The 25,566-nt window shown below is 66.3% G+C and carries 23 protein-coding genes and 1 pseudogene; 18 read left to right on the top strand and 6 right to left on the bottom strand.

Annotation, left to right across the window (positions count from 1 at the left end; all coding sequences use genetic code 11):
- Positions 1 to 108 precede the first annotated feature (108 nt).
- From cpaB to LLH23_04330, 7 genes are all read left to right on the top strand, one after another.
- Positions 109 to 1,068, top strand: a complete 960-nt coding sequence (gene cpaB, locus LLH23_04300; GenBank protein ID MCE5237695.1) for a Flp pilus assembly protein CpaB — start codon at positions 109 to 111, stop codon at positions 1,066 to 1,068.
- A 135-nt stretch (positions 1,069 to 1,203) separates the two neighbouring features.
- Positions 1,204 to 3,123 carry a pilus assembly protein N-terminal domain-containing protein gene (locus LLH23_04305; protein MCE5237696.1) on the top strand — a complete coding sequence of 640 codons (1,920 nt, stop codon included), beginning with the start codon at positions 1,204 to 1,206 and terminating at the stop codon, positions 3,121 to 3,123.
- Between the two features lie 82 nt (positions 3,124 to 3,205).
- On the top strand, positions 3,206 to 4,375 hold the full coding sequence (locus LLH23_04310) for an AAA family ATPase (GenBank protein ID MCE5237697.1): 1,170 nt from the start codon (positions 3,206 to 3,208) through the stop codon (positions 4,373 to 4,375).
- 71 nt (positions 4,376 to 4,446) lie between these two features.
- The gene (locus LLH23_04315) at positions 4,447 to 5,778 is read left to right on the top strand and encodes a CpaF family protein (protein MCE5237698.1); all 1,332 of its coding nucleotides are present in this window, start codon (positions 4,447 to 4,449) and stop codon (positions 5,776 to 5,778) included.
- A gap of 54 nt (positions 5,779 to 5,832) precedes the next feature.
- Positions 5,833 to 6,804, top strand: coding sequence for a type II secretion system F family protein (locus LLH23_04320; GenBank protein ID MCE5237699.1), 972 nt, complete (start codon positions 5,833 to 5,835; stop codon positions 6,802 to 6,804).
- Positions 6,805 to 6,822: 18 nt separating this feature from the next.
- The gene (locus LLH23_04325; GenBank protein ID MCE5237700.1) at positions 6,823 to 7,773 is read left to right on the top strand and encodes a type II secretion system F family protein; all 951 of its coding nucleotides are present in this window, start codon (positions 6,823 to 6,825) and stop codon (positions 7,771 to 7,773) included.
- Positions 7,774 to 7,876: 103 nt separating this feature from the next.
- Positions 7,877 to 8,575: a response regulator transcription factor gene (locus LLH23_04330; protein MCE5237701.1), complete on the top strand. Its 699-nt coding sequence runs from the start codon at positions 7,877 to 7,879 to the stop codon at positions 8,573 to 8,575.
- 81 nt (positions 8,576 to 8,656) lie between these two features.
- Here LLH23_04330 and LLH23_04335 read toward each other — a convergent pair whose 3' ends face one another.
- Positions 8,657 to 9,253 (bottom strand): hypothetical protein, encoded by a 597-nt coding sequence (locus LLH23_04335; GenBank protein ID MCE5237702.1) that lies wholly within the window; start codon positions 9,251 to 9,253, stop codon positions 8,657 to 8,659.
- Positions 9,254 to 9,303: 50 nt separating this feature from the next.
- Positions 9,304 to 10,050: an NTP transferase domain-containing protein gene (locus LLH23_04340; protein MCE5237703.1), complete on the bottom strand. Its 747-nt coding sequence runs from the start codon at positions 10,048 to 10,050 to the stop codon at positions 9,304 to 9,306.
- A gap of 238 nt (positions 10,051 to 10,288) precedes the next feature.
- Between LLH23_04340 and LLH23_04345 the strand changes: the two are divergent.
- The 11 genes and pseudogenes from LLH23_04345 to LLH23_04395 all read left to right on the top strand — a co-directional run bounded on the left by LLH23_04345 (position 10,289) and on the right by LLH23_04395 (position 21,275).
- Positions 10,289 to 10,435: pseudogene (locus tag LLH23_04345) on the top strand (TetR/AcrR family transcriptional regulator).
- 452 nt (positions 10,436 to 10,887) lie between these two features.
- Positions 10,888 to 11,271, top strand: a complete 384-nt coding sequence (locus tag LLH23_04350) for a 4Fe-4S binding protein (protein ID MCE5237704.1) — start codon at positions 10,888 to 10,890, stop codon at positions 11,269 to 11,271.
- A 30-nt stretch (positions 11,272 to 11,301) separates the two neighbouring features.
- Positions 11,302 to 11,628, top strand: coding sequence for a DsrE family protein (locus LLH23_04355; protein MCE5237705.1), 327 nt, complete (start codon positions 11,302 to 11,304; stop codon positions 11,626 to 11,628).
- 64 nt (positions 11,629 to 11,692) lie between these two features.
- Positions 11,693 to 13,360: a hydroxylamine reductase gene (hcp, locus tag LLH23_04360; GenBank protein MCE5237706.1), complete on the top strand. Its 1,668-nt coding sequence runs from the start codon at positions 11,693 to 11,695 to the stop codon at positions 13,358 to 13,360.
- 289 nt (positions 13,361 to 13,649) lie between these two features.
- On the top strand, positions 13,650 to 13,865 hold the full coding sequence (locus LLH23_04365) for a helix-turn-helix domain-containing protein (GenBank protein MCE5237707.1): 216 nt from the start codon (positions 13,650 to 13,652) through the stop codon (positions 13,863 to 13,865).
- A 41-nt stretch (positions 13,866 to 13,906) separates the two neighbouring features.
- Complete coding sequence (locus tag LLH23_04370) at positions 13,907 to 14,260, top strand: hypothetical protein (protein MCE5237708.1); 354 nt, start codon at positions 13,907 to 13,909, stop codon at positions 14,258 to 14,260.
- Positions 14,261 to 14,368: 108 nt separating this feature from the next.
- The gene (locus tag LLH23_04375) at positions 14,369 to 15,529 is read left to right on the top strand and encodes a replication protein (GenBank protein ID MCE5237709.1); all 1,161 of its coding nucleotides are present in this window, start codon (positions 14,369 to 14,371) and stop codon (positions 15,527 to 15,529) included.
- A 185-nt stretch (positions 15,530 to 15,714) separates the two neighbouring features.
- On the top strand, positions 15,715 to 16,734 hold the full coding sequence (locus LLH23_04380) for a Gfo/Idh/MocA family oxidoreductase (protein MCE5237710.1): 1,020 nt from the start codon (positions 15,715 to 15,717) through the stop codon (positions 16,732 to 16,734).
- Between the two features lie 3 nt (positions 16,735 to 16,737).
- Positions 16,738 to 17,841, top strand: a complete 1,104-nt coding sequence (locus LLH23_04385) for a DegT/DnrJ/EryC1/StrS family aminotransferase (protein ID MCE5237711.1) — start codon at positions 16,738 to 16,740, stop codon at positions 17,839 to 17,841.
- Between the two features lie 10 nt (positions 17,842 to 17,851).
- On the top strand, positions 17,852 to 19,735 hold the full coding sequence (locus LLH23_04390) for a hypothetical protein (GenBank protein MCE5237712.1): 1,884 nt from the start codon (positions 17,852 to 17,854) through the stop codon (positions 19,733 to 19,735).
- 55 nt (positions 19,736 to 19,790) lie between these two features.
- Positions 19,791 to 21,275, top strand: coding sequence for a sodium:solute symporter (locus LLH23_04395; GenBank protein ID MCE5237713.1), 1,485 nt, complete (start codon positions 19,791 to 19,793; stop codon positions 21,273 to 21,275).
- Here the strand turns inward: LLH23_04395 and LLH23_04400 are convergent.
- The 4 genes from LLH23_04400 to LLH23_04415 form a co-directional block, all read right to left on the bottom strand.
- Positions 21,272 to 22,774 carry a hypothetical protein gene (locus LLH23_04400; GenBank protein ID MCE5237714.1) on the bottom strand — a complete coding sequence of 501 codons (1,503 nt, stop codon included), beginning with the start codon at positions 22,772 to 22,774 and terminating at the stop codon, positions 21,272 to 21,274. The two genes, LLH23_04395 and LLH23_04400, sit on opposite strands and share 4 nt — an antisense overlap.
- Before the next feature lie 71 nt (positions 22,775 to 22,845).
- Positions 22,846 to 24,024 carry a hypothetical protein gene (locus LLH23_04405; GenBank protein MCE5237715.1) on the bottom strand — a complete coding sequence of 393 codons (1,179 nt, stop codon included), beginning with the start codon at positions 24,022 to 24,024 and terminating at the stop codon, positions 22,846 to 22,848.
- Complete coding sequence (locus LLH23_04410) at positions 24,021 to 25,049, bottom strand: dipeptidase (GenBank protein ID MCE5237716.1); 1,029 nt, start codon at positions 25,047 to 25,049, stop codon at positions 24,021 to 24,023. The genes LLH23_04405 and LLH23_04410 overlap by 4 nt, the downstream gene beginning before the upstream one ends.
- 193 nt (positions 25,050 to 25,242) lie before the next feature.
- The coding region (locus LLH23_04415) for a hypothetical protein (GenBank protein MCE5237717.1) at positions 25,243 to 25,566 on the bottom strand (324 nt) is incomplete at its 5' end.

Consider the following 25,566-nt stretch of genomic DNA (forward strand, 5'->3'; position numbering starts at 1 on the left):
AGACGGCCGCCGGTAGACCTTGGCCGGGTCTACCCTTTGGCGCCTCTTCTGCCTGGGAATCCCCCTCCACCATTGCACCATACTTCGCAGCAAGGAGCGTGACCGGAGATGCGACTCACGAGGCAGGCCGCTTTGGCTATTGCCCTGATCGCTGGGCTATTGGCAGCTCTCTTCGCCTGGATGTTCATCGGTCAGCAGAACAAGCCCAAGGCCAAGGCACCGGAGACGGTCCAGATTCCGGTGCCGATCGCCACCATCAAGGCGGGGACTGAGCTGCAGGCGGCGATGTTCCAATTGGGGGAACAGCCCAAGGAGCAGCTCACGCCGAACATCGTCACCGATGCCCAGACTCTGCAGGGACGCGTCGCGGTGATGGAGCTGCCCGGGGGGCAGCCGGTACGCGTCGAGCAGATCCGGGAACGGGACGTCAGGCTGGGCATGGCCTGGGCTCTTAACCCGGGCTTGCGGGGTATGGCGGTGTCCCTGGATGTGGTTGGCACCGTCGGTGACTTCATCAAGCCTCTCGACCACGTCGATGTGCTGACGGCCTTCCGGCAGGACAACCAGGCCGTGGTGCGGACGCTGGTGCAGGATGTGGTGGTGCTGGCCATCGGCCAGACGATCACGTCCGCCCCGCCCGCCACAACGACCGAGGAGACCGGCGAGACCACGAAGGAAGCGCCGCCGCCGCGGAAGACCGAGACGCCGGTCACGCTCGCACTCACACCCGCCCAGGCCCAACTGATCCTCACCGCTGACCAGGCCGGCGACCTCCGCTTGACGCTGCGCGGCAAGGGCGACCGCTCGGTCCTCCCGCTGGCGCCGGCCAACAGTTGGTCGATGGTAGGGCAGGTCCCGAAGCCCGGCGCAACGCCGACCACAACCCAGGGGGCACCGTCGGCCTCCGCCGCTTCGCCCCAGCCCCCGGCAGCTACCGCTCCGGCGCCAGCGCCAGCGCCCGTGCGCACTGCGGGAGCCGGGCAGGCTCCACAAGCCGGCCCGAAGCTGCCCAAGCAGCCGTACGTGGAAGTGGTGCGGGGGAGCGCTCGCGAGATCGTTGTCCCGTAGTAACCATTCGGTGGCGCGATGGCGTTGCGTTTCTTTGACATGCCGTCCAGTCAGTCGGATCGTCACGTGGCTCGGTCACTACACCATTCATCGCACTACGCCCTGCCGGCCGAACGGCAGAGGGGAGCCCGCACGATGCTACAATGCACCTCACACAATCGTCGCTTAGTATGGTCCGCCGTCGTCCTGGGGGCGATGCTCTGGCTGCTGGCGACGGCCGTGGTTCAGGCCGGCGGCCTGTCGCCGACCAGCACCCGGGCCCTAACCGTTCCCACCGGTCGCAGCGCGCTGCTGCACTTCCAGCGCATGAAGCGCGTGCAGGTGGTGGAGCCCGACCTGGTCGAGGTCGTGGTCGGCTCACTCGATGACTTGTCCATCTACGGCAAGAAGGCCGGGGACACCATCGTGTACGTGTGGGACCGACTGGGCATGCACCAGATCGCCGTCACCGTGGCGGGCTGCAGCCCAGCCGAGGCGCTCGTCCTGGACCTCAGGGCGGTCCTGGGTAACCGGCTGAGCTATGCGACGGCCGGGGAGCGGACGGTGGTCATCGAGGGTGTGTTGTCCGGCGCTGCCGCGCAGCGTGCCCACGACATCATCTCCGCGTCCGGCCGCGAAAACGTGCAGATCGTGGACCTGGTTCGCACGGAGGGTGACGATGCCGCCGGCGCCGCGGCGGCAGTGGCGGCCGGGCTGGCCAAGATCCTCGGTGACACGGTCGAGTACACCGTCTGGAACAACACCACGCTGATCGTGCGTGGCGGTCTGGGCGACCGGGAGAAGCTGGCGCAGGCGCACAAGCTGCTGCTGGCCATCTCCGACCCGCGTGTCAAGGTCGTGGATCTGCTCGAATACCAGGAAGGTGCCGCCGAGCCTCCTGTGGCGCGCATCACCCAGGCCCTGGGCAAGGACTTCCGGGTCTGGCAGGTGGCTGGGCGGACGGTGGCGGTGGAGGGAACAGTCGCCTCCGCCGAGCAGCTAGAGGACCTTAACAAGATACTCGAGGCCTTCAAGGACCAGGCCACCATCGTCAACCTCGTGCGCGTGGGCAAGCCGGACATCAACCGTGCCGTGGCCAGCCTGCAGAGCGTCGTGGGCAACAAGGTCACCGTCCGGTCGCTCGATGCGGAGACCATTGCCATTGAGGGCCTGGTCGGCAATGAAGCTGAGCTAACGCGCATGCGGGACATTGTGAAGGCGTACCCGGTTGGGTACAAGACTCTTGACCTACTGCGTGTGGCTCTGCAGGAGAAGCGCCAGGTCCTGATCCAGGTGCGCGTGGTGGACATCAACAAGGGCGACCTGAAGCGCCTGGGCGTCACCTGGGGCCAGCTGTCGGTTGAGGAGGACGCCGTCAAGTTCGTGGATCAGCCGTGGGTGGTGCAGGCCCTGGGCGCCTTCATGAACGGGACCGGCGATGCGGGCAATGTCGTGCCGATCGGGGCCCAACTGGACATGCTTCGCGAAAAGAACGCCGCCCGTGTGCTGTCGGAGCCGAACCTGCTGGTGGACGATGGGGGGTCGGCCATGATCACCGTGGGCGGGGAGATCCCCGTTCCGATCTCTCAGACGGGCGGCACCTCGGGAGCAGGAGGGGCCATCTCCGTCGAGTGGAAGCCTTACGGCGTGCTCATGCAGGTGCAGCCAACCATTCTGGAGGGCAGCGAGAAGATCAGTCTGAAGGTGGCGCCGGAAGTTAGCTCGCTGGACTACTCGAATGCCGTCACGATCAGTGGGTTCTCCCTCCCGGCCATGCGTCAGCGCAAGGCCAGCACGACGGTCACGGTCGAGAATGGCGGCACGCTCGTCGTGGGCGGGCTGATCCAGCGGGAGGAGTCCAAGATCGTGACCAAGATCCCGATTCTGGGCGATCTGCCCATACTGGGAGAGCTGTTCCGGCATAAGGAGTTCCAGACTGGCGACAGCGAGCTGGTCATTCTCGTCACGCCGCAGATTGTGACCGGGCCGGTGGCCATCCCGGCCTCGGCCACGCCGCAAGGCGGATTGATCGCCCCGGCACAACGCACGCCGGCCCCGGCGCAGCCTGCGCAATAGCGTCTGCTCCGGCCGTTCGGTTCAGGGAGTGAGTCTCGATCCGCCCGCGCTCCGCTCTGGGGCGGAGCCAGGCCTGTGAACGATGATCAAGGTAGTCATCTCTGAGGTGAACCCGGGGACGGCGGAAGGCCTGCGCAGTGAGCTGATCAACCAGGTCAGCGGCCAGGAGCAGGTCGAGGTGGTAGGCTATGCGCGCGATGGCCTCGAGGTCGCGCAGCTAGCTGCACAGCTCCGCCCCGATCTGCTGTTCATCGACGAGAGCATGCCGGGCCTGGACGGATACGAGGCCTGTCGGCTGGCTACGGCTGCCGCCCCGGACTCGGTCTGCGTGGTCCTATGCGACGGCGACCTGCATACTGCCACCGAGAAGGGCATGCGGGCGGGGGCGCGCGCGGTTATCAAGCGCGACACCCCGGCGGCGAGCCTGGGGCAGCTTGTCACGCAGTTGGCCCAACTGCGCAAGGTCAAGCAGTCAGACGAGTACGCCATCGTGACCGATCCGGCGCGGCTGCCGGTGACCGTGGCCATCACCTCCGCCAAGGGCGGGGTCGGCAAGACTACTATCGCTGCGAACCTGGCCGTACTCTTTGCCAGGCGTTTCCCCGGTCAGGTGGTGTTGGTGGATTTCTACGGCCAGTTCGGCGATGTGGCCCTGGCCCTGGACCTGCGGCCGGAGAACAACATCGGCGACCTGGTCAACTACGGCGCGCTGGACCCGGACCTGGTGGAGACCCATCTGGCCAAGCACGAGACGGGCCTGCGGGTGCTCGCGGGGGTGGGCAAGGGCCAGTCACAGGTCCTTACCTCGATTGATGTGCCGCACCTGGCCGAGTTGTGCGGCCTGTTGCGCCTGAAGTACCGCTTTGTATTCTTCGACATGCCGCCCGTGCTCTGGACCGCCAGCACCTATATCATGTCGCGCTGCAACGAGATCGTGATCGTCAGCAACACCATCGACCTGGCGACTCTACGCGACACGACGGCGCTGCTGGAGGCCATCATGGCCACGCACATTCCCAAGGAGCGGATCCATCTGCTGGCCAACCGGGTGTCGCGCGGGAACCAGTTCACGGTGCGGGACCTTGAGGAGGCGACAGGTTTCCAGGTCGTGTCGCAACTGCCCGACGATCCGCAGACGGCGATGGGATCGTACAACGAGGGCAAACCCTTTGTGCTCACCAGCCCGAACGCGCCGGTGACACAAGCGCTGCAGAAGCTGATGGCGCGCTTGCTGGAGGGTGTGGCCGTCTAGCCGTAGGGCCGGTACCACCGGCTGTGGCATCCGGGGACGTACATCCTGCCGACAAGCTGTAGGTGTTTACCTTGCCCAAACCGCCACTCGATGTCATTCGCGAAACGGCCGCCGCCCTGGGCATCTCTGCGACTGAGGCGGAGATCCTCGACGACCTGAAGCTGCTGGTCCATCAGCGGCTGCTGACGGAGACGGACTTCCGCCTGCTGCAGACGATGGGCCAGGAGGACCTGGTCGAGCAGATCCGCTTCCTGACGCAACTGGTGGGGGAGGAGCGCAACCTCTCGCTGTCCGCCCGAGCCAAGGAGCAGGTCCAGGCCGAGGTACTCAATGAGGTCATGGGCTACGGCCCCATCCAGACCCTCCTGGACGACCCCTCCATCTCCGAGGTCATGATCAACGGTCCGGAGAGCATCTACGTGGAGCGCAGCGGCAAGCTCCATCGGGTGGGCAAGCGCTTCGTGGATGACGCGCACGTCATGCGCATCATCGAGAAGATCATTGCCCCCCTCGGCCGCCGCCTCGATGAGTCCATGCCGATGGTGGACGCACGCCTCCCCGACGGCTCCCGTGTTAACGCCATCATCCCTCCTATCTCGATCAACGGACCGTGCGTCACGATCCGCAAGTTCTCCGTGGAGCCCCTCAAGCCCCGCGACCTGGTGAACTTCGGCACGATGTCCGAGTCCATGGCCCGGTTCCTGGAAGCCTGCGTTACCGCGCGCCTGAACATCATGGTCTCTGGGGGCACCGGCTCGGGCAAGACGACGACGCTCAACGTCCTGTCCGGCTTCATCCCCCACGACGAACGCATCGTGACGATCGAGGACGCGGCCGAGTTGCGGCTCCAGCAGGAGCATGTCATTACGCTGGAGAGTCGGCCGCCCAATCTGGAAGGCAAGGGGGAGATCACGATCCGGCACTTGGTCCGTAACGCCCTGCGCATGCGCCCGGAACGGATCGTGGTCGGTGAGTGCCGCGGCGCCGAGGCCCTGGACATGCTGCAGGCGATGAACACCGGGCATGACGGGTCGCTTAGCACCGTCCACTCCAACAGCCCGCGTGATACCCTATCCCGCCTGGAAACCATGGTGCTCATGGCAGGCATGGCACTGCCCACGCACGCCATCCGTGAGCAGGTGTCCTCGGCCCTGGACCTGATCGTTCACCAGGAGCGCCTGCGCGACGGCTCCCGCCGCGTCACGCATGTCACCGAAGTGCAGCGCATGGAGATGGAGGAGATCGTCCTCCAGGACATCTTCGTCTTCAAGCGGCACGGCTTTGACAAGGAAGGCCGCATCATCGGTGAGCACACACCGCGCGGCATCCGGCCGCTCTTCATGGAGAAGCTGGAGGCCGAGGGGCTGCAGTTGGGGGCCGAGATCTTCGAGCCGAACCGTTAGGCGCGGACGGCGGGCGGCACGGATCGCCACACGGTACCGCAAGGAGTGTTGGCCGTGAACGTAACCACCATCATCATGGTTGTGCTGGCCTTCGCGGGGGTCTCGGGCGGCATGATGGTGCTGTTCACCGCCATGCTGTCGGCCAGCAACGCCCGTACGCGCCGGTTGCAGGAACTCAAGGAGGGCCGGCCCCAGATGGCGACCGGGTCCTCCACACGGCGCAAGAAGGCGAAGGTGCCCGACCCGGCCCCCCTGCTCACCGGCATCCTGCAGCGCAGCGAGATAGGGCGGAGGCTGCAGGCCGAACTGTTGCGCGGCGGTCTGCTGCTGCGCCCCTCCGAGTTCCTCATCATCACGGCCATCTGCGCCGTGACCGGCTTCGTCGTGGGCTGGCAGTTGGGGAATCACTGGGCCTTCGGCGTCGGCCTGGCCGGCCTGGGGGCCTTCGCGCCGCACATGCACATGAAGTCCAAGCAGGGCCAGCGCCAGCGCCGTATCAGCAACCAGCTCCCTGATGCGCTGGACCTGCTCGCTTCGTCGCTGCGTTCGGGACACTCGTTCCTGCGTGGTCTGCAGGTCGTGGTGACGCAGATGGCGCCACCGATCACGGAGGAATTCGAGCGCGCCATTGACGAGGTCCGCCTGGGGCAAACGCTTGAGAACGCCTTGCAGCACATTGTGGAGCGCACGGCCAACTACGATCTGGAGCTGGTCATCTCCGCCGTCCAGACCCAACTCTCGATCGGTGGTAACCTGGCCGAGATCATGGACAACATCTCCTCGATGATCCGCGAGCGCGTGCGTCTCGCGGGCGAGATTGCCGCGGCGACGGCGGAGGGTCGTCTCTCGGCCGGCATTCTGGGCGGGATGCCGTTCGGGATGGCCTTCCTCATCAACGTCGTCAGCCCCGGCTACATCTCGCCGCTGTTCCATAGCACCCTGGGGCTGATGCTTTTGGGTGTGGCTGGTGGGATGATGCTCACCGGCGTTCTGATCATCAAGAAGATGCTCGAGATAGACCTGTAGGGAATGTGACGACAAACCATGGTTACCGCCATCGTCGTTGTCATCATGCTCTTCGTCTGCATTGCGGCGCTCATCTTCGGGCTGACGACCAGCACCCGTCAGCAGCGCATCACCCAGCGCATCGAGGAGCTGCAGTCCGCCCGGCCCGTGTCCGAGATGTCGCAGTCGGTCGTGTCGCGCCAGTTGCAGATGCCCTTCTATGACCGGGTGCTCAAGCCGGTCGTGAAGAGTGCGAATCGGGTTCTGCTGAGCGTGGCGCCCCAGGGCATGATCGAGACGGTCCGTAAGAACCTCAATGCCGCCGGCAACCCCCCCGGGATGAGCGAGCCGCTCTTCTTGTTGCTGCGGAGCGCCGGGATGCTCTTCGGGGTCGGGATAGGTGTCTTCTTCTACACGCGCGTCCTGGCCGATGCCCAGCCGATGATGCGCATGCTCATCCCACTACTGCTCCTGTTCATGGCCAGCATGATGCCGGACTACCTGCTCGGGAGCCGCATCAAGACCCGCCAGACGGCGATCCGCAAGGCTCTGCCCGACACCCTGGACTTGCTGGTCGTCAGCGCCGAAGCGGGCATGGGCCTCGACGGCGCGCTGGCAGAGGTCGTCTTGCGCAAGGAAGGCCCGCTGGTGGACGAGTTCGAGCGCGCTCTGCTCGAGATCCGGCTGGGGAAGCGGCGCCGTGAGGCGTGGCAGGACATGGCTGACCGCGCGCAGGTGGAGGAGCTGACGGCGCTGGTGGCCGCCCTCTACCAGGCGGAGGAGCTGGGCGTGAGCATCGCCAAGGCCTTGCGCGCCCATTCCGATGCCCTCCGCAGCAAGCGCTCGATGAAGATCCGGGAGCAGGCCGCCGTGCTCGGCACCAAGCTTCTGTTCCCGCTCATCTTCTGCATTTTCCCAGCCCTTTTCGTGATCATCATGGGGCCTGGCATCCTGAGCATGAAGGATGTCTTCGGCGCGATGGGAAAGTAGTATCGGTTGTCTACCCGGAAACTGACCATGGCTGGCGAGATGGCCATGTGTGCACCACGGACCACGCTGTTAGTTCGAGTCCCGAAGAAAGGGGTGCCGACGCATGAGTATGCAGCAGCCCCTCGTGTTGGTGGTTGATGACGAGCCTGCGGTGCGCGACGTAGTCTGCGAGAAGCTGGGGCATCACAGCTTCAAGGCCATCAGCGCCGCCAACGGCAAGGAGGCGTTCAAGCTGATCGAGGAGGCCAGCCCGGACTTGATCCTCCTCGACCTGCGCCTGCCGGACATTGACGGCATGACCATCTGCCAGCAGATTCGGCGCAAGTCCCGCGTGCCCATCATCATGCTGACGGCCATGGGGGAAGAGGTCAACCGCATCGTCGGCCTCGAACTGGGCGCTGACGACTACATCACCAAGCCGTGCAGCCTCGATGAGCTGGTCGCGCGGGTGAAGGCCGTGCTGCGCCGCAGCGGACCCGGCGTCGGGCTGCCGGAGACTGAGGGCAAGCTCAAGGTGGGCGGACTGGAGATCAACTCCGAGGCCGCCGAAGTGATTGTGGACGGCACACCCCTGAGCCTGACGAAGACGGAGTTCACGCTGCTGCGCACGCTGGCCGAGCGGCCCGGCAAGGTCTTCAGCCGCGAGGAGCTGCTGCGCGCGGTGTGGGGGTATGACCAGTACGACACGCACCTGGTCGAGGTGCATGTGGCGAACCTGCGGAGCAAGATCGAGCGCGATCCGCGCCGGCCAGAACGAGTCCGGACCGTCCGCGCCTTTGGCTACAAGCTCTGCGCCGTCTAGCGCCGGCGGCGCGCATGGTAGAACGCCACGACAGGCCCGCCGGGCCTGTCGTGAGTGTTTCCCCTTGACGGCTCTGGGCCGCTAGAGCTGGCTCTTGGCCACCGCCGCCACCGGCGGCTTCTTGCCCTTCTCCTGCAGCGCCTGGTTGACGGCCCGGTATACATCGCTCAGCTTGTACTTGTCGCCGACGGGCCCGCGGAACGATACCAGTGCCTTCCCGCCGTTCTTGATGACCTCGTTCTCCACCTTCCCGTTGATCACCAGGCCCGCCTCGCACCCGATGTTCAAGCGGTCGGACCGGTCGGTCACCTTCGGGTCAGTCATGGAGAGCCACTCGACCCGCACCAGATTGCCGTAGACGCTCTGGATCTCCTTGAGGGCTATGCTGGCCTGGTGGCACGAGTTGGCGTTGTTGACGAAGATCTCCACCTTGACCGGCGCCTTCGCGGGCCCGCTGCTGGGCGGCAGCTTGAAGGCCTCGTTCTGAGCGCCCTGGCCGGAGTGCCCGGAGGCGTCGCCCTTGGCTGCCGCGGCAGCCATCTCGGCCTGCTGCCGGACCTTTTCGACCTCCTTGGCGCGCGCTTTGGCCTGCTGCTGGCGCATGTCGGCGACAGTGTTCATCCCCAGGACCACCAGCAGCAGTGCAGCGATTGTCAGCGGGACCTGCAGCTTCCTCAAGGCGACGCTCCTCATCTTCCGGTGTGTGTTGACGCCTGTCCTGACGGCCCCTACTCGCTCTGCCCCGGGTGGGGCAGGAACTCGCTGGCCCAGGCGATCTGGCTGGCGCGGTGCAGGCTCTCGGGCGTGCCGGCGTCCGACCAGTTGCCCGCGAAGACATCGTACCGCAGGCGTCCCTCCTGCAGGTAGATGTTGTTCACATCTGTGATCTCGTACTGCCCGCGCTCGGACAGCTGCAGCGTGGGCAGTATCTCCCACAGGCGTCGGTCGTACGTGTACACACCCATCACTGCATACTGCGAGGGCGGGTCGGCGGGCTTCTCCACCAGCCGACTGATGTTCCCCTGTTCGTCGAAAGCCGGGACACCGAAGCGTTCGGGGTCAGGTACCTCGGTCAGCAGGATGCGCGCGCCGCCGCCCTGCTGCCGGAAGTTGTCCACAAAGGGTCGCAGGCTCGAGTCTACGACGTTGTCGCCCAACATGACCAGGCAGTCGTCGTCGTCCACGAACGCCTGCGCCAGACGTAAGGCATCGGCAATCCCGCGGGGCGCAAACTGGTAGGCATAGTATAGCGTCTTGAGCCCAAACTCGCTGCCATCATGCAGCAGCTCCAGGAAAGCTCCCGGGCTGTTGCCGCCGGTTATCAGGATGACCTCTGCGATGCCGGCCTCGCACAGGGCGTGCAGCGGGTAGTACACCATCGGGAAGCGGCCCACGGGAAGCAGGTGCTTGTTGGTCACCCGTGTCATCGGGGCCAATCGCGTCCCCAGCCCGCCGACCAGTATCACGCCCTTCATGTCATCCTCCCGTTGGTCAATCGCTGCTCTCAAGAACGCTCTGGCCCCCGGCCGGGTTTCCACCGCAGGCACCGTGTCGAGGGCCCGGAGCTACCACGGGAAGTGTGCCCCTTTCCGGGACCTGTCGTCAACAGAAAGAAATCGCCTCAGTCGGGCACAAGGGGTCTTGACACGGTCCCGCAGAAGTATATAATGGTTATGTAAGTAAACGTTTACTCACACGTGCCCAGAGTCAGCTATGGAACACACCCGACACCACAGTAAGCGAGATGAACTGACTACCGCCGCCCTCCGTCTCTTCGCGGAGAAGGGGATTCGCGGCACCTCCGTGCGCGACATCGCCGATGCGGCCGGTGTCACCGAGGGCGCGCTGTACCGCCACTTCCCCGGCAAGGGTCCCCTCGCCCAGTCGCTCTTCGCCGAGTGTGCCCGCATGTTGTACGAGCACCTCGACGCGGCCGTGAGTGACGCCAGCGACCCCGCCGCGCAGCTCTGCGGCCTGGTCCGCGGGTTCCTGGGCTTCGCCGAGATGCGGCCGGAAGCGTACGAGTACGTCATGGCGCGCCATCACGAGAGTGTCGGGGAGCTGCCGCCGGACCAGCCACTGCCCAAGGACGTCTTCGTGCGGGTCATTGAGCAGGGGATCGCGGCAGGGCGGTTGCGCCGCCTTGATCCCCACCTGGGCGCCGCCATGATGATCGGGCTCCTGATGCGCACGGTCTTCTTCATGCAGCGGAAGCTCGTTGACCTGCCGGCGGAGGATGTCCAGGCCGAGGTCTGCGGCGCGGTACAACGCATCTTCCTCACCCGGTAGGGGAGAGGAGAAGGGAGTCTGGGATGGCCAGGATCACACGGAAGATCGTGAAGATTGACGAGGAGAAGTGCAACGGCTGCGGCGCCTGCGTCACACCGTGCGCCGAGGGCGCCATCGAGCTGGCGGACGGCAAGGCGAGGGTCCTCAAGGAACAACTATGCGACGGTGCCGGCTTCTGCCTGGGCGTATGCCCCACCGGCGCCCTGCAGATCGAGGAGCGCGAGGCCGAGGCGTTCGACCCGCAGGCCGCCCACGAGCAGATGGCCGCCCGTGCCGAGCAGATCATCAACGAGCAGTGCTTTCGCTGCGGCAGCGACGAGCGTTCGGCCGTGCTCTTCCCCTGCCGCTACCAGGGCCGGAGCCAGTGGGTCTGCGTCCGCTGCCTGCCGCCGCTCATCCACGGCTAACCGCCGCAGCCAACAGGAAGGGGTATGACCATGAGGCAAGTTGCGTACATCATCAAGGGCACGGCGACACAGGAGCTGGTCGGTGGGTGTCTGCTCAACACCGTCGCCGCCGGCATCCATGGCCGCCACGTCACGGCCCTGCACTTCTGCGAAGACGGGGTCTACTTCCTGCTCCGCGGCACCGAGAGTGCCGCGAAGATTGAGCGGGCGATCCGCGAGCAGGGCGTGAAGGTGACGGTCTGCGAGTGCTCCCAGGAGGCCCGCGACATGACCGACAAGATGATTGATGGGGTCACGATCGGCCACTTCGCCGACTTCTACGAAGCCGCCGGCGAGGCCGATGTCGTGGCTATCTAGCTGGGACACCTGGCGGGGCGCTGGCCGCCGCCTCAAGACACCTCCCACGAAAGGGGTTAGGACCATGTTCTGCTATCAGTGTGAGCAAACAGCCAAGGGCACGGGGTGCACGCTGTCGGGGGTCTGCGGCAAGGATCCCGAGACCGCGGCGCTCCAGGACCTGCTGGTGTACGCCGCCAAGTGCATCTCGGCATTCGCCCACCGGGCGCGGCAGCTCGGCGCCAAGAACCATGCCGTAGACGTGTTCGTGACCGAGGCGCTGTTCAGCACGGTCACAAATGTGAACTTCGACCCGCAGCGCCTGCAGGAGCTGCTCCAGAAGGCTGCGGACATACGCGACCAGGCCATGCGCCTCTACGAGGATGCCTGCCAGAAGGCGGGCCAGCAGCCCGAGCAGTCCGAGGTGCTCGCCGCGGCCGCGGCGTGGCAGCCGGCGACCGATCTCGCCGGCCTCGTCCGGCAGGGCGAAGGCGTGGGCATCGAGACCTACCGCGCCCAGAACGGGCCGGACATTACCGGCTTGCAGTTCCTGCTCACCTTCGGCCTGAAGGGCACCGCGGCCTACGCGGACCACGCCCAGCTCCTCGGCCAGGAGGACGACGCCGTCTATGCGTACTTCCACGAAGCCCTGAGCTTCCTGGCAGACGGGCCGACGGATGTGGACGCCCTGGTCGGCGCCGCGCTCAAGTGCGGTGAGGTCAACCTGCGCGTCATGGAGCTGCTGGATGCCGCCAACACCGGCGCCTACGGCAACCCCGAGCCCACGCCGGTCCGCGTCACCCCGATCAGGGGCAAGGCGATCCTCGTGTCCGGGCATGACCTGAAGGACCTCGAGATGCTCCTGCAGCAGACTGAGGGGAAGGGGATCAACATCTATACCCACGGCGAGATGCTGCCCGCCCACGGCTACCCCGGTCTGAAGAAGTACGCCCACCTGGCGGGCAACTACGGCGGGGCGTGGCAGGACCAGCGCAGGGAATTCGACGAGTTCCCCGGCGCGATCCTGATGACGACCAACTGCATCCAGAAGCCCAAGGACGGCTACGCGGGCCGCATCTTCACCACCGGGCTGGTGGCCTGGCCCGGCGTGACGCACATCTCCGCGCCAGCGGACGGCAGCAAGGACTTTGCGCCGGTGATCGCGGCGGCCCTGGCCGCCCCGGGCTTCACCGAGGATGCTGAGGAGAAGACGATCGTGGTGGGCTTCGGCCACAACGCTGTCCTGGGCGTGGCCCCCGTGGTCATTGACGCGGTCAAGAGCGGCGCCATCCGCCACTTCTTCCTCATCGGTGGCTGTGACGGCGCCAAGCCGGGCCGGAACTACTACACCGAGTTCGCGCAGGCGGTGCCCGATGACTGCGTCATCCTGACCCTGGCCTGCGGCAAGTACCGCTTCAACAAGCTCGACTTCGGCGACATTGGCGGTGTGCCGCGGCTGCTGGACATCGGCCAGTGCAATGACGCCTACTCGGCCATCAAGATCGCAGTGGCGCTGGCCGAGGCCTTTGGGGTGGGCGTCAACGACCTGCCGCTATCGCTCATCCTGTCGTGGTACGAGCAGAAGGCGGTCTGCATCCTGCTGACACTGCTCCATCTGGGCATCCAGAACATACGGCTCGGCCCCAGCCTGCCGGCCTTCGTGACCCCGCCGGTGCTCAACGTCCTCGTGGACACCTTCGGCCTCAAGCCGATCAGCACGCCCGAGGAGGATCTCAAGGCGATCCTGGGGTAGGGGAGGGACGGCCAGCGGTCCACAAGGCGCCCTTGTCGGCAAGACAGGGGCGCCTTCGTTTGCAGTGTGCGAGGGCCGTGTTACGGGGAGCTGCGGGGAGGGGATTCTACCCCTTGACGTGGGATGTCGTTTGAGTCTATGCTTGTATAGACTTAGCTGCCAGCACCTAGACAGGGGTGGACCCGGTTTGCGGAGTGGCGCCCTCCCGGCTGGCACCCTTGCGTCTCATGCAGACCCATATAGAATCCGTGTTCGGCGCCGCTGACGATTCTCCTGCGACGAGGGCCCCATGGACCGCAAATACATGAACCTCGATGAGCTGAAGGACTTCCTGGGGGTCAATCACCAGACCGTCTACAACTTCCGCCGCCTCTGGGGCTTGCCGTACATCAAGATCGGCAGCGTGGTCCGCTACGACCGCGATGAAGTCATTGCCTGGATGGCCAGCCACAGCCATGTAGACAGCAGCGAGGCCGCAGCCGTGCCGGCGGCGGGGATCGGCTAGGCGAGTAGGGGAGAGGGCCGTCCGCGCAAGGAGAGATCTGCTTGGAGCCGTTTCGTGGCTTTACGGCGGGCACTTCGACCCCGGTGCCAGATCAGCTCTTCGATGAACTGCTGCCCCTGTTGGGCCTGGCGGAGCTGCGGGTGCTGCTCTTCCTCATCCGCTGCACCTTCGGTTCGCGGCGGCCGGAAGCGGAGATCTCCCTACGGCAGATGATGGAGGGCGTCACCGACGCCGAGGGCTATCCCCTGGCGCCGGGAGTGGGGATGAGCAAGGCCACGCTCTGCCGGGCGTTGGCGAGCCTGCGGCGGCGGCGCGTCATCATCGCCGAGCGCCAGCGCAGCGAAGATCAGGGCAATGAGCCCACCAGGTACCGCCTGAACATGGGTTTTTTTTAGGGCCAGTATCCCTTGTCTCATTATTGCGACAAGGGTTCGCGAGATGGCGCATCCGCGGGCTGTCACGCACTCAGGGGGCCCCATACCGCCCCTCCGGGAGATCGGCAGTTGGCCGGCAGCACACGATCCGACGACCGGAACTTCTTCTACGAGGGCTTCTCCACCCCCAACGGCACCTTCGTCCCTGACGACGTGTTCGACGTCCTCGCCCCCCGCCTCTCCGAAGCCGAACTCCGCGTTCTGCTCTACATCGTCCGGCGCACCTTCGGCTTCGGCAAGCACGCCGACGCCATCTCCCTCAAACAGCTCACCGAGGGCATCACTGCCCGCGACGGCCGAATCCTGGACCACGGCACCGGCATGAGCCGCAAGGGGGTCATCGGCGGCATCAAGGGCCTGCTGGGCAAGGGCATCATCAACGTGCACCGGCGCCTGGACGACCGCGGCGAGAACCAGATCAATGTCTACACCCTACGGTTCCGCGAGGGGGTAGTTACCGCGGGTAACCACGGTAGGTACCCCGCTACACTACCCCCGGTTACCACGGGTACCCCACAAGACTCAGTTCTACAAGAATCAGTCAGACAACAACAGGGGTCCGGCCAGCCGATGGGCGGCCCTCCTGCGCCTGCGCCGGGACAGCCCCCTGTTGTTGTTCCTCCCTATCGGGATCCGGCTTACGGCCGTCGCGACCTGTATGAGCAACTCAAGGACCTGGGCGTCCACCACCATACGGCCAGCAAGCTGCTGCGCGAGCATGACCATCTGGAGATCGAGCAGCTTATGGAGCATGTGTCCGAGCGCCTGCAGCAGGGCTGGACACCCCATGAGAGCGTCGCGGCCTGGCTGGTGGCGGCCGTCCGCGGTCGGTATCGGCTGCCAGCCCGGGAGGAAATGGCGCCTCTGGGCGCCCAGGACGACGAACGCCAGGCGCAGCGCCGGCTGCTGGCCGAGGAGGTCAGCGAACGGGAGCGCGAGCGGAGTGCCGAGGAGTTGCGCCGCCAGCGTGACGCGAAGCTGCAGACGCTGGGAATCGAACAAAATGTGGACAGAATATGGCAGGACGCGCAGGCGCGACTGCGCGAGCGCGACCAGTGGTCGCTGGCCATGGCGATGAGCTACTTGAAGAATATAGAAAACGGGTTGGCGGTGCTGCTGGTCCCTGGACATCTGCGGAACCGCCTGGTCGCCCGGCAGGCGGAGATCGAGGGGGCGCTGGCGGAAGTCACGGGGTCGCCCACCCGGCTCGTCCTGCACGAGATAGGCTGAATCGGGGCTGAGCCCCGGGGCCGCTCGGGACACCAAGACGCGCTCCTGGGGCTTCCTGGCGCAAATGGGTCCTTGCCTCCGGCAAGCAGGGCAGGCGCACACCCGCGGGGAAATGCCTGGTCGGCGGCTGTACGGGCCAAGGGGAAGCGGCCGCGCTGCCCCACAGACTGGATAGGGAGCAGACCATGATACGCATTGGTGTCATCGGGGCGGGCCACTGGGGCCCCAACTACGTCCGCAACTTCCGAGAGTTGGACGCAGCGCAGATGGTGGCCGTGGCCGACCCGCGCGCGGACGCCCGGGCGACGCTGCAGCAGCGCTTCGCCGACCTGAAGCTGTACGAGGACTACCGGGAGCTTCTGGCCGAGGGGGAGATTGACGGCGTCGTCGTGGCCACACCGGCCTCGACCCACCACGAGATCGGGATGGCTTGCCTGCAAGCAGGCAAGCACGTACTGATCGAGAAGCCCCTCGCGAACTCCGCGGCAGCGGCACTGGAGCTGGCCCAGTACCCCCTGGCCGACGGGCAGATCTTCATGGTCGGCCACATCTTCCGCTTCCATCCAGGGATCAACCGCGTGCGGGAGCTGATGTACGAGGGGACACTCGGGACGACCCGGTATCTGCACTGTGTCCGCACCAACCTGGGCCCGGTCCGCAAGGACGTGTCGGTCATCTGGGACCTGGCGCCCCATGACGTCTCCATCGCGCTGCACCTGTTCAACGGGATGCCGGCGCGCGTCTCGGCGACGATGGGCTACTACCTGCAGAACTCCCCCGGCGATGTCGCCTTCATCACGCTCACCTTCCCCGGCGGCGAGCTGGTCAACATCCATGTGAGCTGGGTGGACCCGCAGAAGCGGCGCGAGGTGGACGTCATCGGCACCAATGCGCTGGTGCGGTTCGATGACATGAATGTGGGGGAGACGGTGCGGATCGTCCAGCGGGCGCTGCTGGAAGTGCCCTCCTACTCCACCTTCGGTGAGTTCCAGCTTGTCACCCATGCCGGGGAGAGCGTCATCCCCTTCATCCCGCCCAAGGAGCCACTCAAGGAGCAGTGCATGGAGTTCCTCAAGTCCATCCAGACCAGGCAGCAGCCGCTCTCGGACGTGCGGGACGGCTACCGCATCTGCGCCATCCTTGAAGCGGCGGAGGCCTCGGCCAGGCAAGATGGCGCGCCGGTCAACATCGAGGCGGAGGTATAGCCGATGCGAGTCCCCTTCATGGATCTATCGCGCATGCACGACCCCCTGCTGCCGCAGCTCCGGCAGGCCATGGAGGAGGTCATCCGCCGGAATGCCTACATTCTCGGCGATGAAGTCACGCAGTTCGAGCAGGCCTTCGCGGAGTACTGCGAGGCGGAGCACTGCATCGGTCTGGACAACGGCAGCTCGGCGCTGGAACTGGCCCTGCGCGGCTGGGGGATTGGGGAGGGGGACGAGGTCATCACCGCCCCCAACTCGTTCATTGCCAGCGCTTCCGGCATCGCCTTCACGGGGGCGACGCCGGTCTTTGTGGACATTGACCCGGCAACGTACACCCTCGACACGGCGCAACTCGAGGCAGCCATTACGCCGCGGACGAAGGCCATCGTGCCCGTGCATCTGTACGGGCAGCCGGCCGACATGGACCCGATCATGGCCGTGGCCCGCAAGCACGGCCTGAAGGTACTCGAGGACTCGTGCCAGGCGCACGGCGCGCGCTACAAGGGGAAGCGCTGCGGCAGCCTCGGTCATGCCGCGGCCTTCAGCTTCTACCCGGCCAAGAACCTCGGCTGCTTCGGCGATGGCGGGGCGCTCACAACCAATGACGCCGAGCTGGCCGAGCGGGTCCGGATGCTGCGGAACTACGGCCAGCGTGTGAAGTACGAGCATGTGTTCCTGGCGTACAACCGCCGGCTGGACACACTGCAGGCGGCCGTTCTGGGGGTGAAGCTGCCGCATCTGGACGGCTGGAACTCCTCGCGCCGCCTGGCGGCGAAGCGGTACGCGAGCCTCCTGCGCGACAGCGTACAGACGCCGGCCGTGGCCGACTACGCCGAGCCCGTCTACCACCTGTACGTCGTGCGCTGCCCCAACCGCGACGCCGTGGCAGTGCAACTCAAGGAGGCAGGCATTGACACGGGCTTGCACTATCCCGTGCCGATCCACCTGCAGGAAGCCTACCGCTACCTGGGGCTGCAGGCCGGCGCCTTCCCCGAGGCCGAGCGGGCCTGCCGTGAGGTCCTGACGCTGCCGATGTTCCCGTACATGACTGACGAGGAGATCGAGGCAGTGGCCGCAGCGGTGAAGCAGGCCGTTGCCCAGGGCTGAGAGGGCGACCATGCGCAGGGCTGTTGCGCTCGCTATGGGGCTGTTGCTGGCTGGCTGGTGCGCCGGCGCGGACCTGCTGCCTAACCCTGACTTCGAGACCGTTGCCGGCGGCCAGCCGACAGGCTGGACCATCTCCACACCGGCCCTCGTCACGCTTCGCGACGACGGCGGGCACGCCGGGCAGCGCTATGTGCGTCTCGCCGATCCGGACGCCAAGACCGGCATCTCGGTAGAGAGCACCCGACTGCCCTGTCGGCCCGGGGGGGTCTATACGGCCTCTGCCTGGTGCCGCACCACCGACAAGTGTTCCCCCGGCCTGTACCTCAACTTCTATGATGACGTAGGCTTTCGGGTTCACCATCTGTACCAACGGGCCACCGGGCCGACACAGGGCTGGGTGCAGGTGCAAGCGCAGACCACCGCACCGGCTGACGCGACCACCGTCAGCGTCCTGCTATACGCCTACATCGGCGATGTGGGCGCGGTTGATGCCGATGACGTGACGCTGGCGGTGAGCGGCGGCGCCGCGCCCGGGAGCACCGGCATCCCCCCGGCGCCGATCGGCAAGAAGGAGGTCGTCAACTTGGAGTCGCGGCGTGAACTGTTCGTGGATGGGTACATGGTGGACAGTCTGTCGGGCAGCGCGGTGCGGCGCCTGCATCACCCGGAGCGTCGCGGGGTGGCGCTGCAACTGGACCAGCCCTGGGAGGGGCCGACCTCCGCTTACTTCGCGGTTGTGCCCGTGGATGGCAAGATCCGCATCTACTTCCGCGGCTCGGGGCAGGAGGGGACCCACGAGGTGACGTGCGTGGCCGAGAGCGAGGACGGGCTGAACTTCACCCGGCCGAAGCTGGGCCTGTACGAGTGGGCGGGCAACAAGGACAACAGCATCGTGTGGATGGGCGCCGGGACCCACAACTTTGCCCCCTTCCTGGACACCAACCCGCAGGCCCCGGCCGACCAGCGCTTCAAGGCCCTGGCCAGCGCCGGCCCGAACGCCTCGCTGGTCGCCTTCGTCTCGGCGGACGGCTATCGTTGGCGGAAGCTGCGCGAGGAGCCTGTCATCACCAAGGGCGCCTTCGACTCGCAGAACCTGGCCTTCTGGGACACGGAGCGCAAGCTCTATGTCGAGTACCACCGGGGCTTCCGCGACGGCGTGCGAGACATCATGACCTCCACCTCGCCGGACTTCATCACCTGGACCGAGCCGCAGTGGCTTGACTACGGCGAAGCGCCCAAGGAGCACCTGTATACCAACGCCATCACGCCGTACTTCCGCGCCCCGCACCTCCACCTGGGTTTCCCGAACCGCCTCATGGAGAGCCGGAAGAAGGTCGCGAGCCACCCCGGGCCGGGCGTGGACGACGCCCTGCTGATGAGCAGCCGGGACATGATCCACTTCGAGCGCTGGCGCGAGGCATTCATCTACCCGAGTCTCGACTGGGAGAACTGGACCGACCGCAACAACTACATCGCCTGGGGGCTTGTGCCCCTCAGTGAGCGCGAGATCGGCATCTACTCGACCGACCACTACCGACACCAGTCGGCCCGGCTGATGCTCAACACCATCCGCACCGATGGCTTCGCCTCCGTCTATGCCGACATGATCGGCGGGCAGATGCTGACCCGGCCGTTCACGTTCACCGGCAAGCGGCTGGAGATCAACTACGCCACCTCGGCCGCGGGCAGCCTGAAGTTCGCACTGTGCGACGACGCCGGGGAAGCCTATCCGGGCTTCGGCCTGGGTGACAGCGAGATCCTGTTCGGCAATGAACTGGCCCACACGGTGAGTTGGGCGCAGGGCAGCGATGTCAGCAGCCTGGCGGGCAAGACGGTGCGGCTGCGGGTGAACCTCAAGGACGCGGACCTGTTCTCGCTGCGCTTCACTGACTGAGCCACCTTCCCGGCCCTGACACGCCGGGACCGGCCTGGACAACAAGGGAGCCTTCATGACCGCCACGCTGGCGCCGATTGACTATGTCGTCCTGATCGTGTACATGGCCGCTTCGGTCTTGCTGGGCGTGTGGTTCGTCCGCGAGCAACGGACCGTCAAGGACTACTTCCTGGCCGGGCAGAGCATGAACTGGTTCGTGGTGGCCATCTCGGTCATCGCGGCCCTGTTCTCGGGCATCAGCTACCTGGGGGCCCCCACCGAAGTCTTCAACTATGACATGACCTACGCGGTCACCGTGCTGTCGTTCTTCGTCGCCACGCCCCTCATCATCCTGGTCTTCCTGCCGCGCTTCTACCGAGCGAACTTCTATAGTGCCTACGAGTATCTCGAGCGCCGCTTCGACTTGCAGGTGCGCACGTGGTCCTCGGCCATGTTCATCATCCGTGTCGTCTTCTACCTGGCCCTGGCGATCTACGCTCCCGCCCTGGCCCTGGCCAGCGTGACCGGCCTGCCCCTGTGGTTCTCGATTGCGGTCATCGGTATCCTGACGACGGTCTACACCACCCTCGGAGGCATGAAGGCCGTCATCTGGACCGATGTCATGCAGTTCTTCGTGCTCTTCGGCGGGCAGGTGGCCATCGGCTGGTTCGCGATGAGCCGCATCCCCGGCGGCCTGTCGGGGACATGGGACATCGCCGCCTCGGCTGGCAAGCTCAACTGGCTGAACTTCGACTGGAGCCTGACGGTCCGGGTGACGTTCTGGGGGGCGCTGATCGGCGGGCTGTTCAACAACCTGGTGCAGATGGGCACCGATCAGATCTCCGTGCAGCGCTACCTGACCGCCAAGAGCCGCGCCGAGGCCGGCAAGTCGCTGTGGTTCAAGCTCATCATCACCCTGCCGGTGGTTATCGTCTTCTACCTGATGGGCGCCATTCTGTACGCCTTCTATCAGACCTATCCCGACCGGCTGCCGGACCTGGCGCAGAAGGACCGCATCCTGCCGTACTTCGTGGTCAACGAGTTGCCGCACGGACTACCGGGGCTGCTGGTAGCCGCCATCTTCGCGGCCACGATGTCCACCGTCTCCTCGGGCATCAATGCCCTGAGTACCGCCAGCATCGTGGACTTCTACCAGCGGAACATGCAGCGCAACCCCGAGCCGGAGCGCCTGCTCCAGCTCTCCAAGTGGCTCACCCTGGTCTATGGCGTCCTCGCCACGGCGGTGGCCTTCCTGATGCCGCTGCTGGGCACGTTGATCGAGGCCACCAACAAGATCATGGGGATGCTCGGCGGTCCGCTGCTGGGGGTGTTCCTGCTGGGGATGCTGACCAAGCGGACCACCTCGCGCGGGGCCCTGCTCGGCGCCTTCTTCGGCTCGCTGCTGCTCGCCTTCGTTGTCTTCGAGACGAAGGTCTCCTTCCTGTGGTACGCCGCCATCGGCTGTGTCGCCACGTTTGTCCTGGGCTACCTGTTCAGCCTGGCGACGGGGCAGCCGGAGGCGGAGGAGGACGACGAGGTGGGGGAGGAGCCGGGCGGCTAGCCGCTCGCCGCAGAGCCAGACTGCCTGCCTGCCCGCCATGCCCCCCAGGCCAGCATCAGCAGGCTGATCCCCACGCACACGTACGGCAATAGCCACACCCCACGCACGTATGGCGTGACGAACGAGCGCAACGCCACTACCCCCGTGATCTGGCTGGCCTCGCTCGTTGGCACGAAGGTAACCTGCTCGCCCCCCGGCGCGATGATCTGCGAGACGCCCGAGGACGTCGGGCGCACCACACAGCGACTCACCTCCGCCGCTCGGGCCTGCGCGAGCCGGGCATGCTGCATCTGCTGGACTCGCCCCCAGTCGCGCGCATCGAACGTCGGCACCACCAGCAACTGCGCCCCGTGGCGGGTGAGGCTCAGCGCCGTGTCGGCGAAGTCCAGGTCATAGCAGATGCCGATGCCCACCGGGCCGGTCGGAGTGTCGAAGACCGGGTAGCCGGGGCCCGGCACGCCATCGGCGAAGAACTGGATCGGGTGGCGCTTGTGGTAGCGCCCGATGAGATGCCCCTCCGGCGACATGATCAGCGCGCTGTTGTAGTAGATGTCGCCATCGGTCTGACACATCGCCCGCCGCCGCAGCCAGTCGCACCGCACCCCCGCCGGCACGTGCGACTTGCAGCCGAAGGTGAGCGTCGTGTGCATTGTGCGCGTGAGACCCGCGAGCCGCCCCAGGGCCGCCGGGTCGTCCTCGACGTAGTCGGCCAGCGCCAACTCCGGCCAGACCACAAGCTGCGGCCGCGTCGGCGCATACTGCCGCGTGGTCGTCAGGAGCCATTCGAGGTCCTCCGTCTCGCTCTGCACCAGTAGCACCTTCACCGCCCGGTCGTAGGTCTCCACATGCCGCTGCAGACCCGTGACCCAGGCCAGACGGAACAGCAGCACAATGGCGGCGACCAGGCCCGCGGCGCCCAGCAGACCCCGCAGCCGCGCGTCGCGTCGGGGCCGCACGACGGCCCCCGCTACCGCCGCGCTGACCAGGACCGACAGGAAGGTCATGCCGTAGATGCCCACCAGCGGGTAAGTGGACTGGCTGCCCTGCGAGGCGACATAACAGCTCCCGATCTGCAGCCATGAGAAGCGGAGGTACCAGCCCTGGCAGCGCAGCCACTCCATGGCGACGAAGAGCACCGGAGTCAGCGCCACCAGGGCCAGCGGACAGAGGCGGGGGGCGAGAGCACGATAGGCCGCGCCGAACAGGGCCCAGGGCAGGGCGATCAGCACCGCGACCGCGATCGTCCCCGTGCCGAAGATGGCCCAGAGCCACCGCAATGACATGAGCGCAAAGACCCAGCCACAGGCCAGCGCCAGGTATGCCGCAGAGCGTACCGCGGCCGTGCGCCGCACCGCCAGCAGCAGCGGCACTAGCGCCAACGGCCCCAGGAGCCAACAGTCGAAGGGGTAGAAGAGGAGCGCGCACGCCGCGCCGGAGGCCACAGCCCACGGCAGGTTGCGCTTCAGGTCGGTTGCGACCGTGGCCGAGTACCGACGCATGGCTGCCCCCGTCCGAGATCAGTGCGCCAGTACAGATAACAGTTGCGCCCGCGGCAGGTTCCGCCGGCCGATCACCGCGCCGCCAGCTTGTCCCCGATGCGCCTGATCCGCTCCAGCGACGCCGCCGGCGGCGTCGTGTCCGCGAGGCTGAAGACGATCCCGCGGCCGTCGCCGACCGCGGCGATGGCGTCATCCACATGCGCCTCGAACTGCGCGTCCGTCATGCTCTCGGGCAGCACGCACACCGAGCATAGCCCGCCCCAGGTCGCCGGCCGCGTGCCGAAGTCGCGCCGATAGTCGGCCAGCGTCAGCTTCGTCATCGGCGCCGGGCAGACCGAGTCCGCCACATCCACGCCGCACTCGACGTAGAAACGATTGAGCTGCAGGTTCTCCCCGTCGGTGTGGGTGAGCAGCAGCTTGCCCGTCTCATGCAGCCTGTCCGCCGCGCGCTTGAGCCACGGCGCGAGGTGCTGCTCGAAGAAGGGGGGAGGGGTGACCATGAGGTCGTAGTTCGCGCCGTACAGCACGACTTCGGCGTCGCTCACCGCGCAGGCGGCGATGACCTGCTCCTGGAAGGGCGCCATGGCTTGCGCCGTGTCGGCGATCACGTCCGGATGGTCGTACAGGTCGAAGTACAGCCGGTCATAGGGCACCACTTCCTTGAGCAGGTGGTGCACGGGCGAGGCCGCCACCGTCGCCAGGGCCACGGCCACCCCTGCCTCGCCGATGTGCGTGCGGTGCTGCAGATAGCGCGACTGGTCCGCCTCGACCACGAGGTCCTCGAAGATCGCCGCCAGCACCGGGTAGTCAGCCACCGACTTGACCACCGGCTCCTGCACATGCTGCAGCGTGATCCCCGCCCGGCGCATCGCCTCATCGTAGCGCAGCACGGCCGACAGCTCCCCGCGCGGGTGGCGGTAGATCACGCGCGTGCGGTCGCCGTCACGCTGCACAATCCGCTGCGTCCGCCGGAAGCGCAGCAGGTAGGGCTGGTTCTTCACATGGTCCAGGCCGAGGGCGCGGTCGCAGGCCTCGTCCGGGTCGTCGGTGTCCATGAAGTTGGGGGTAACGGCGTGGAAGCCGACGCCAAGATCGGCGACGATGTCCAGCAGGGAAGCATCGCGCCACGGCGCCGGCAGCGTGCCGCAGTGGCGATGGGCGTTGTACCACAGGTCCAGCCGCGGCACCCAGGGCAGACGGTCTACCGGCTCGGCGCGCAGGGCCTTGAGGATACGCTCACGATGGGTCACGGGCCGCAGACCTCCGCTATCACCCGCAGGAAGTTGCCCCCCAGGATCTTCAGGATCGTCTCTTCATCGAAGCCCCGACCAATCAGCCCCTCGGTGAACTCCTCCAGCACGCCCACGTGCGCCGGGATGGGGATAGACCCCTCGGGCAGACCGTCATAGTCCGCCCCGAAGCCGATGTGGTCCGGCCCGACGAGGTTGACCACATGCTCGACCTGGTCCATGAGCCGGTCCAGAGTCGGGTCTTCGGGGTGGATGAACTTGCGGTAGAACGCTACACCCATGACGCCGCCGCGAGCCGCCAGCGCCTTGATCTGGTCGTCGGTCAGCCCGCGCCAGTGCGGGCACACCGCGAACACACAGCCATGGGAGAAGATGCAGGGCTTGGCCGACAGCTCCAGGGCCTCGTAGAAGGTGGCGTCATTGGCATGGGCGGTGTCCACGATAATGCCCAGGTCATTGCAGGCGGCGATCAGGTCGCGCCCGAAGCCTGTCAGACCCTTCATCTCGTGCCGGGCAGCTTCGCGGGCCGCGGCGTCGGTGTAGTCGAAGGGGCTCTTGTCCCCCTGCAGGGCGTGCTCGTGCTGGGCCTGGCCCTCGCCGTGGGTCAGGTTCGCCACGCGCAGCCCCAGCCGGTGCTGCAACGCCAGCACCCGCAGGCTCTGGTGCAGCGCCGAGCAGCTCTCGAGCTGACCGATGAACGCCACCTTGCCCTCGGTCTTGGCCCGGCGGATGTCGCCGGCAGTCAGGGCCAGCATGAAGTCATCGCGATAGGTCTCGACGTGCCAGTGGACGGCGTCCCACAGTTCGAGCGAGGCGGTCAGGTCGGTGGAGCCGACATAGCACATGAAGGCCGTCAGGTGCGCCTGCTTCAGGCGCGGCAGGTCCACATGGTAAGCGCGCCCCCCGTCGCGCCCGTCGGCCCAGGGCCCAAGGTCCATCAGGTCGCCATTGGCGCGCTTGAGCACGAGAGAGTCATTATGTCCGTCAATGATGATGGCGCGTTGGTGCAGTTCGTGGGCAGTCATGGCAACTCGCAGGAGAGGGTGTAATGGCGAACGGAGCGCAGTGCGGGCTTCCAGCCCGCCGGGATAGGACGGGGGAGGGTTCGTGGAGGAGGGGCAGAAGGCCTTCAAGGGAGGGACCGGCGCATGTTCCGAGAATCATAGTTATGTCAAAACCTGACGGGGAAACACGAGTGACACAGTCTCCGCCCCAGCCTCAGCCGCCCAGCCCCTCCAGTTGCTCCAAGAGCCCCACCATCGGCGGGTCGAGGTGCATCCCTCGGTCCCGCATCCCGCGCAGCATCTCGCGGCACTCCAGAAAACGGGCGACGGCCTGCTCCTCCTGGTTGGCCTCGTTGTGGAAGGCGGCCAGCTTGTAGAACGACACCGCTAGGTCGCGCTGCCATGCGGCGTTGCCCGGGTCGGCCGCCGCCAGCCGCTGGGCAATCGCTAGGTCGGCTTCATACTCCTCTAGGGCCCCGGACAGGTCCCCCTGCGCCACTCGCACGTCCCCCAGCTTGTTGTGGCTGACGGACAGGTC

The organism is bacterium, from assembly GCA_021372615.1.
In the GTDB taxonomy this organism is placed as follows: Bacteria; Armatimonadota; Zipacnadia; order Zipacnadales; family UBA11051; genus JAJFUB01.

Excerpts from the sequence above, each read along its gene's own strand:
- cpaB (MCE5237695.1), top strand. The coding sequence starts at position 109 with ATGCGACTCACGAGGCAGGCCGCTTTGGCTATTGCCCTGATCGCTGGG.
- LLH23_04305 (MCE5237696.1), top strand. The coding sequence starts at position 1,204 with ATGCTACAATGCACCTCACACAATCGTCGCTTAGTATGGTCCGCCGTC.
- LLH23_04310 (MCE5237697.1), top strand. The coding sequence starts at position 3,206 with ATGATCAAGGTAGTCATCTCTGAGGTGAACCCGGGGACGGCGGAAGGC.
- LLH23_04325 (MCE5237700.1), top strand. The coding sequence starts at position 6,823 with ATGGTTACCGCCATCGTCGTTGTCATCATGCTCTTCGTCTGCATTGCG.
- LLH23_04330 (MCE5237701.1), top strand. The coding sequence starts at position 7,877 with ATGAGTATGCAGCAGCCCCTCGTGTTGGTGGTTGATGACGAGCCTGCG.
- LLH23_04340 (MCE5237703.1), bottom strand. The coding sequence starts at position 10,050 with ATGAAGGGCGTGATACTGGTCGGCGGGCTGGGGACGCGATTGGCCCCG.
- LLH23_04350 (MCE5237704.1), top strand. The coding sequence starts at position 10,888 with ATGGCCAGGATCACACGGAAGATCGTGAAGATTGACGAGGAGAAGTGC.
- LLH23_04355 (MCE5237705.1), top strand. The coding sequence starts at position 11,302 with ATGAGGCAAGTTGCGTACATCATCAAGGGCACGGCGACACAGGAGCTG.
- hcp (MCE5237706.1), top strand. The coding sequence starts at position 11,693 with ATGTTCTGCTATCAGTGTGAGCAAACAGCCAAGGGCACGGGGTGCACG.
- LLH23_04365 (MCE5237707.1), top strand. The coding sequence starts at position 13,650 with ATGGACCGCAAATACATGAACCTCGATGAGCTGAAGGACTTCCTGGGG.
- LLH23_04380 (MCE5237710.1), top strand. The coding sequence starts at position 15,715 with ATGATACGCATTGGTGTCATCGGGGCGGGCCACTGGGGCCCCAACTAC.
- LLH23_04385 (MCE5237711.1), top strand. The coding sequence starts at position 16,738 with ATGCGAGTCCCCTTCATGGATCTATCGCGCATGCACGACCCCCTGCTG.
- LLH23_04390 (MCE5237712.1), top strand. The coding sequence starts at position 17,852 with ATGCGCAGGGCTGTTGCGCTCGCTATGGGGCTGTTGCTGGCTGGCTGG.
- LLH23_04395 (MCE5237713.1), top strand. The coding sequence starts at position 19,791 with ATGACCGCCACGCTGGCGCCGATTGACTATGTCGTCCTGATCGTGTAC.
- LLH23_04400 (MCE5237714.1), bottom strand. The coding sequence starts at position 22,774 with ATGCGTCGGTACTCGGCCACGGTCGCAACCGACCTGAAGCGCAACCTG.
- LLH23_04410 (MCE5237716.1), bottom strand. The coding sequence starts at position 25,049 with ATGACTGCCCACGAACTGCACCAACGCGCCATCATCATTGACGGACAT.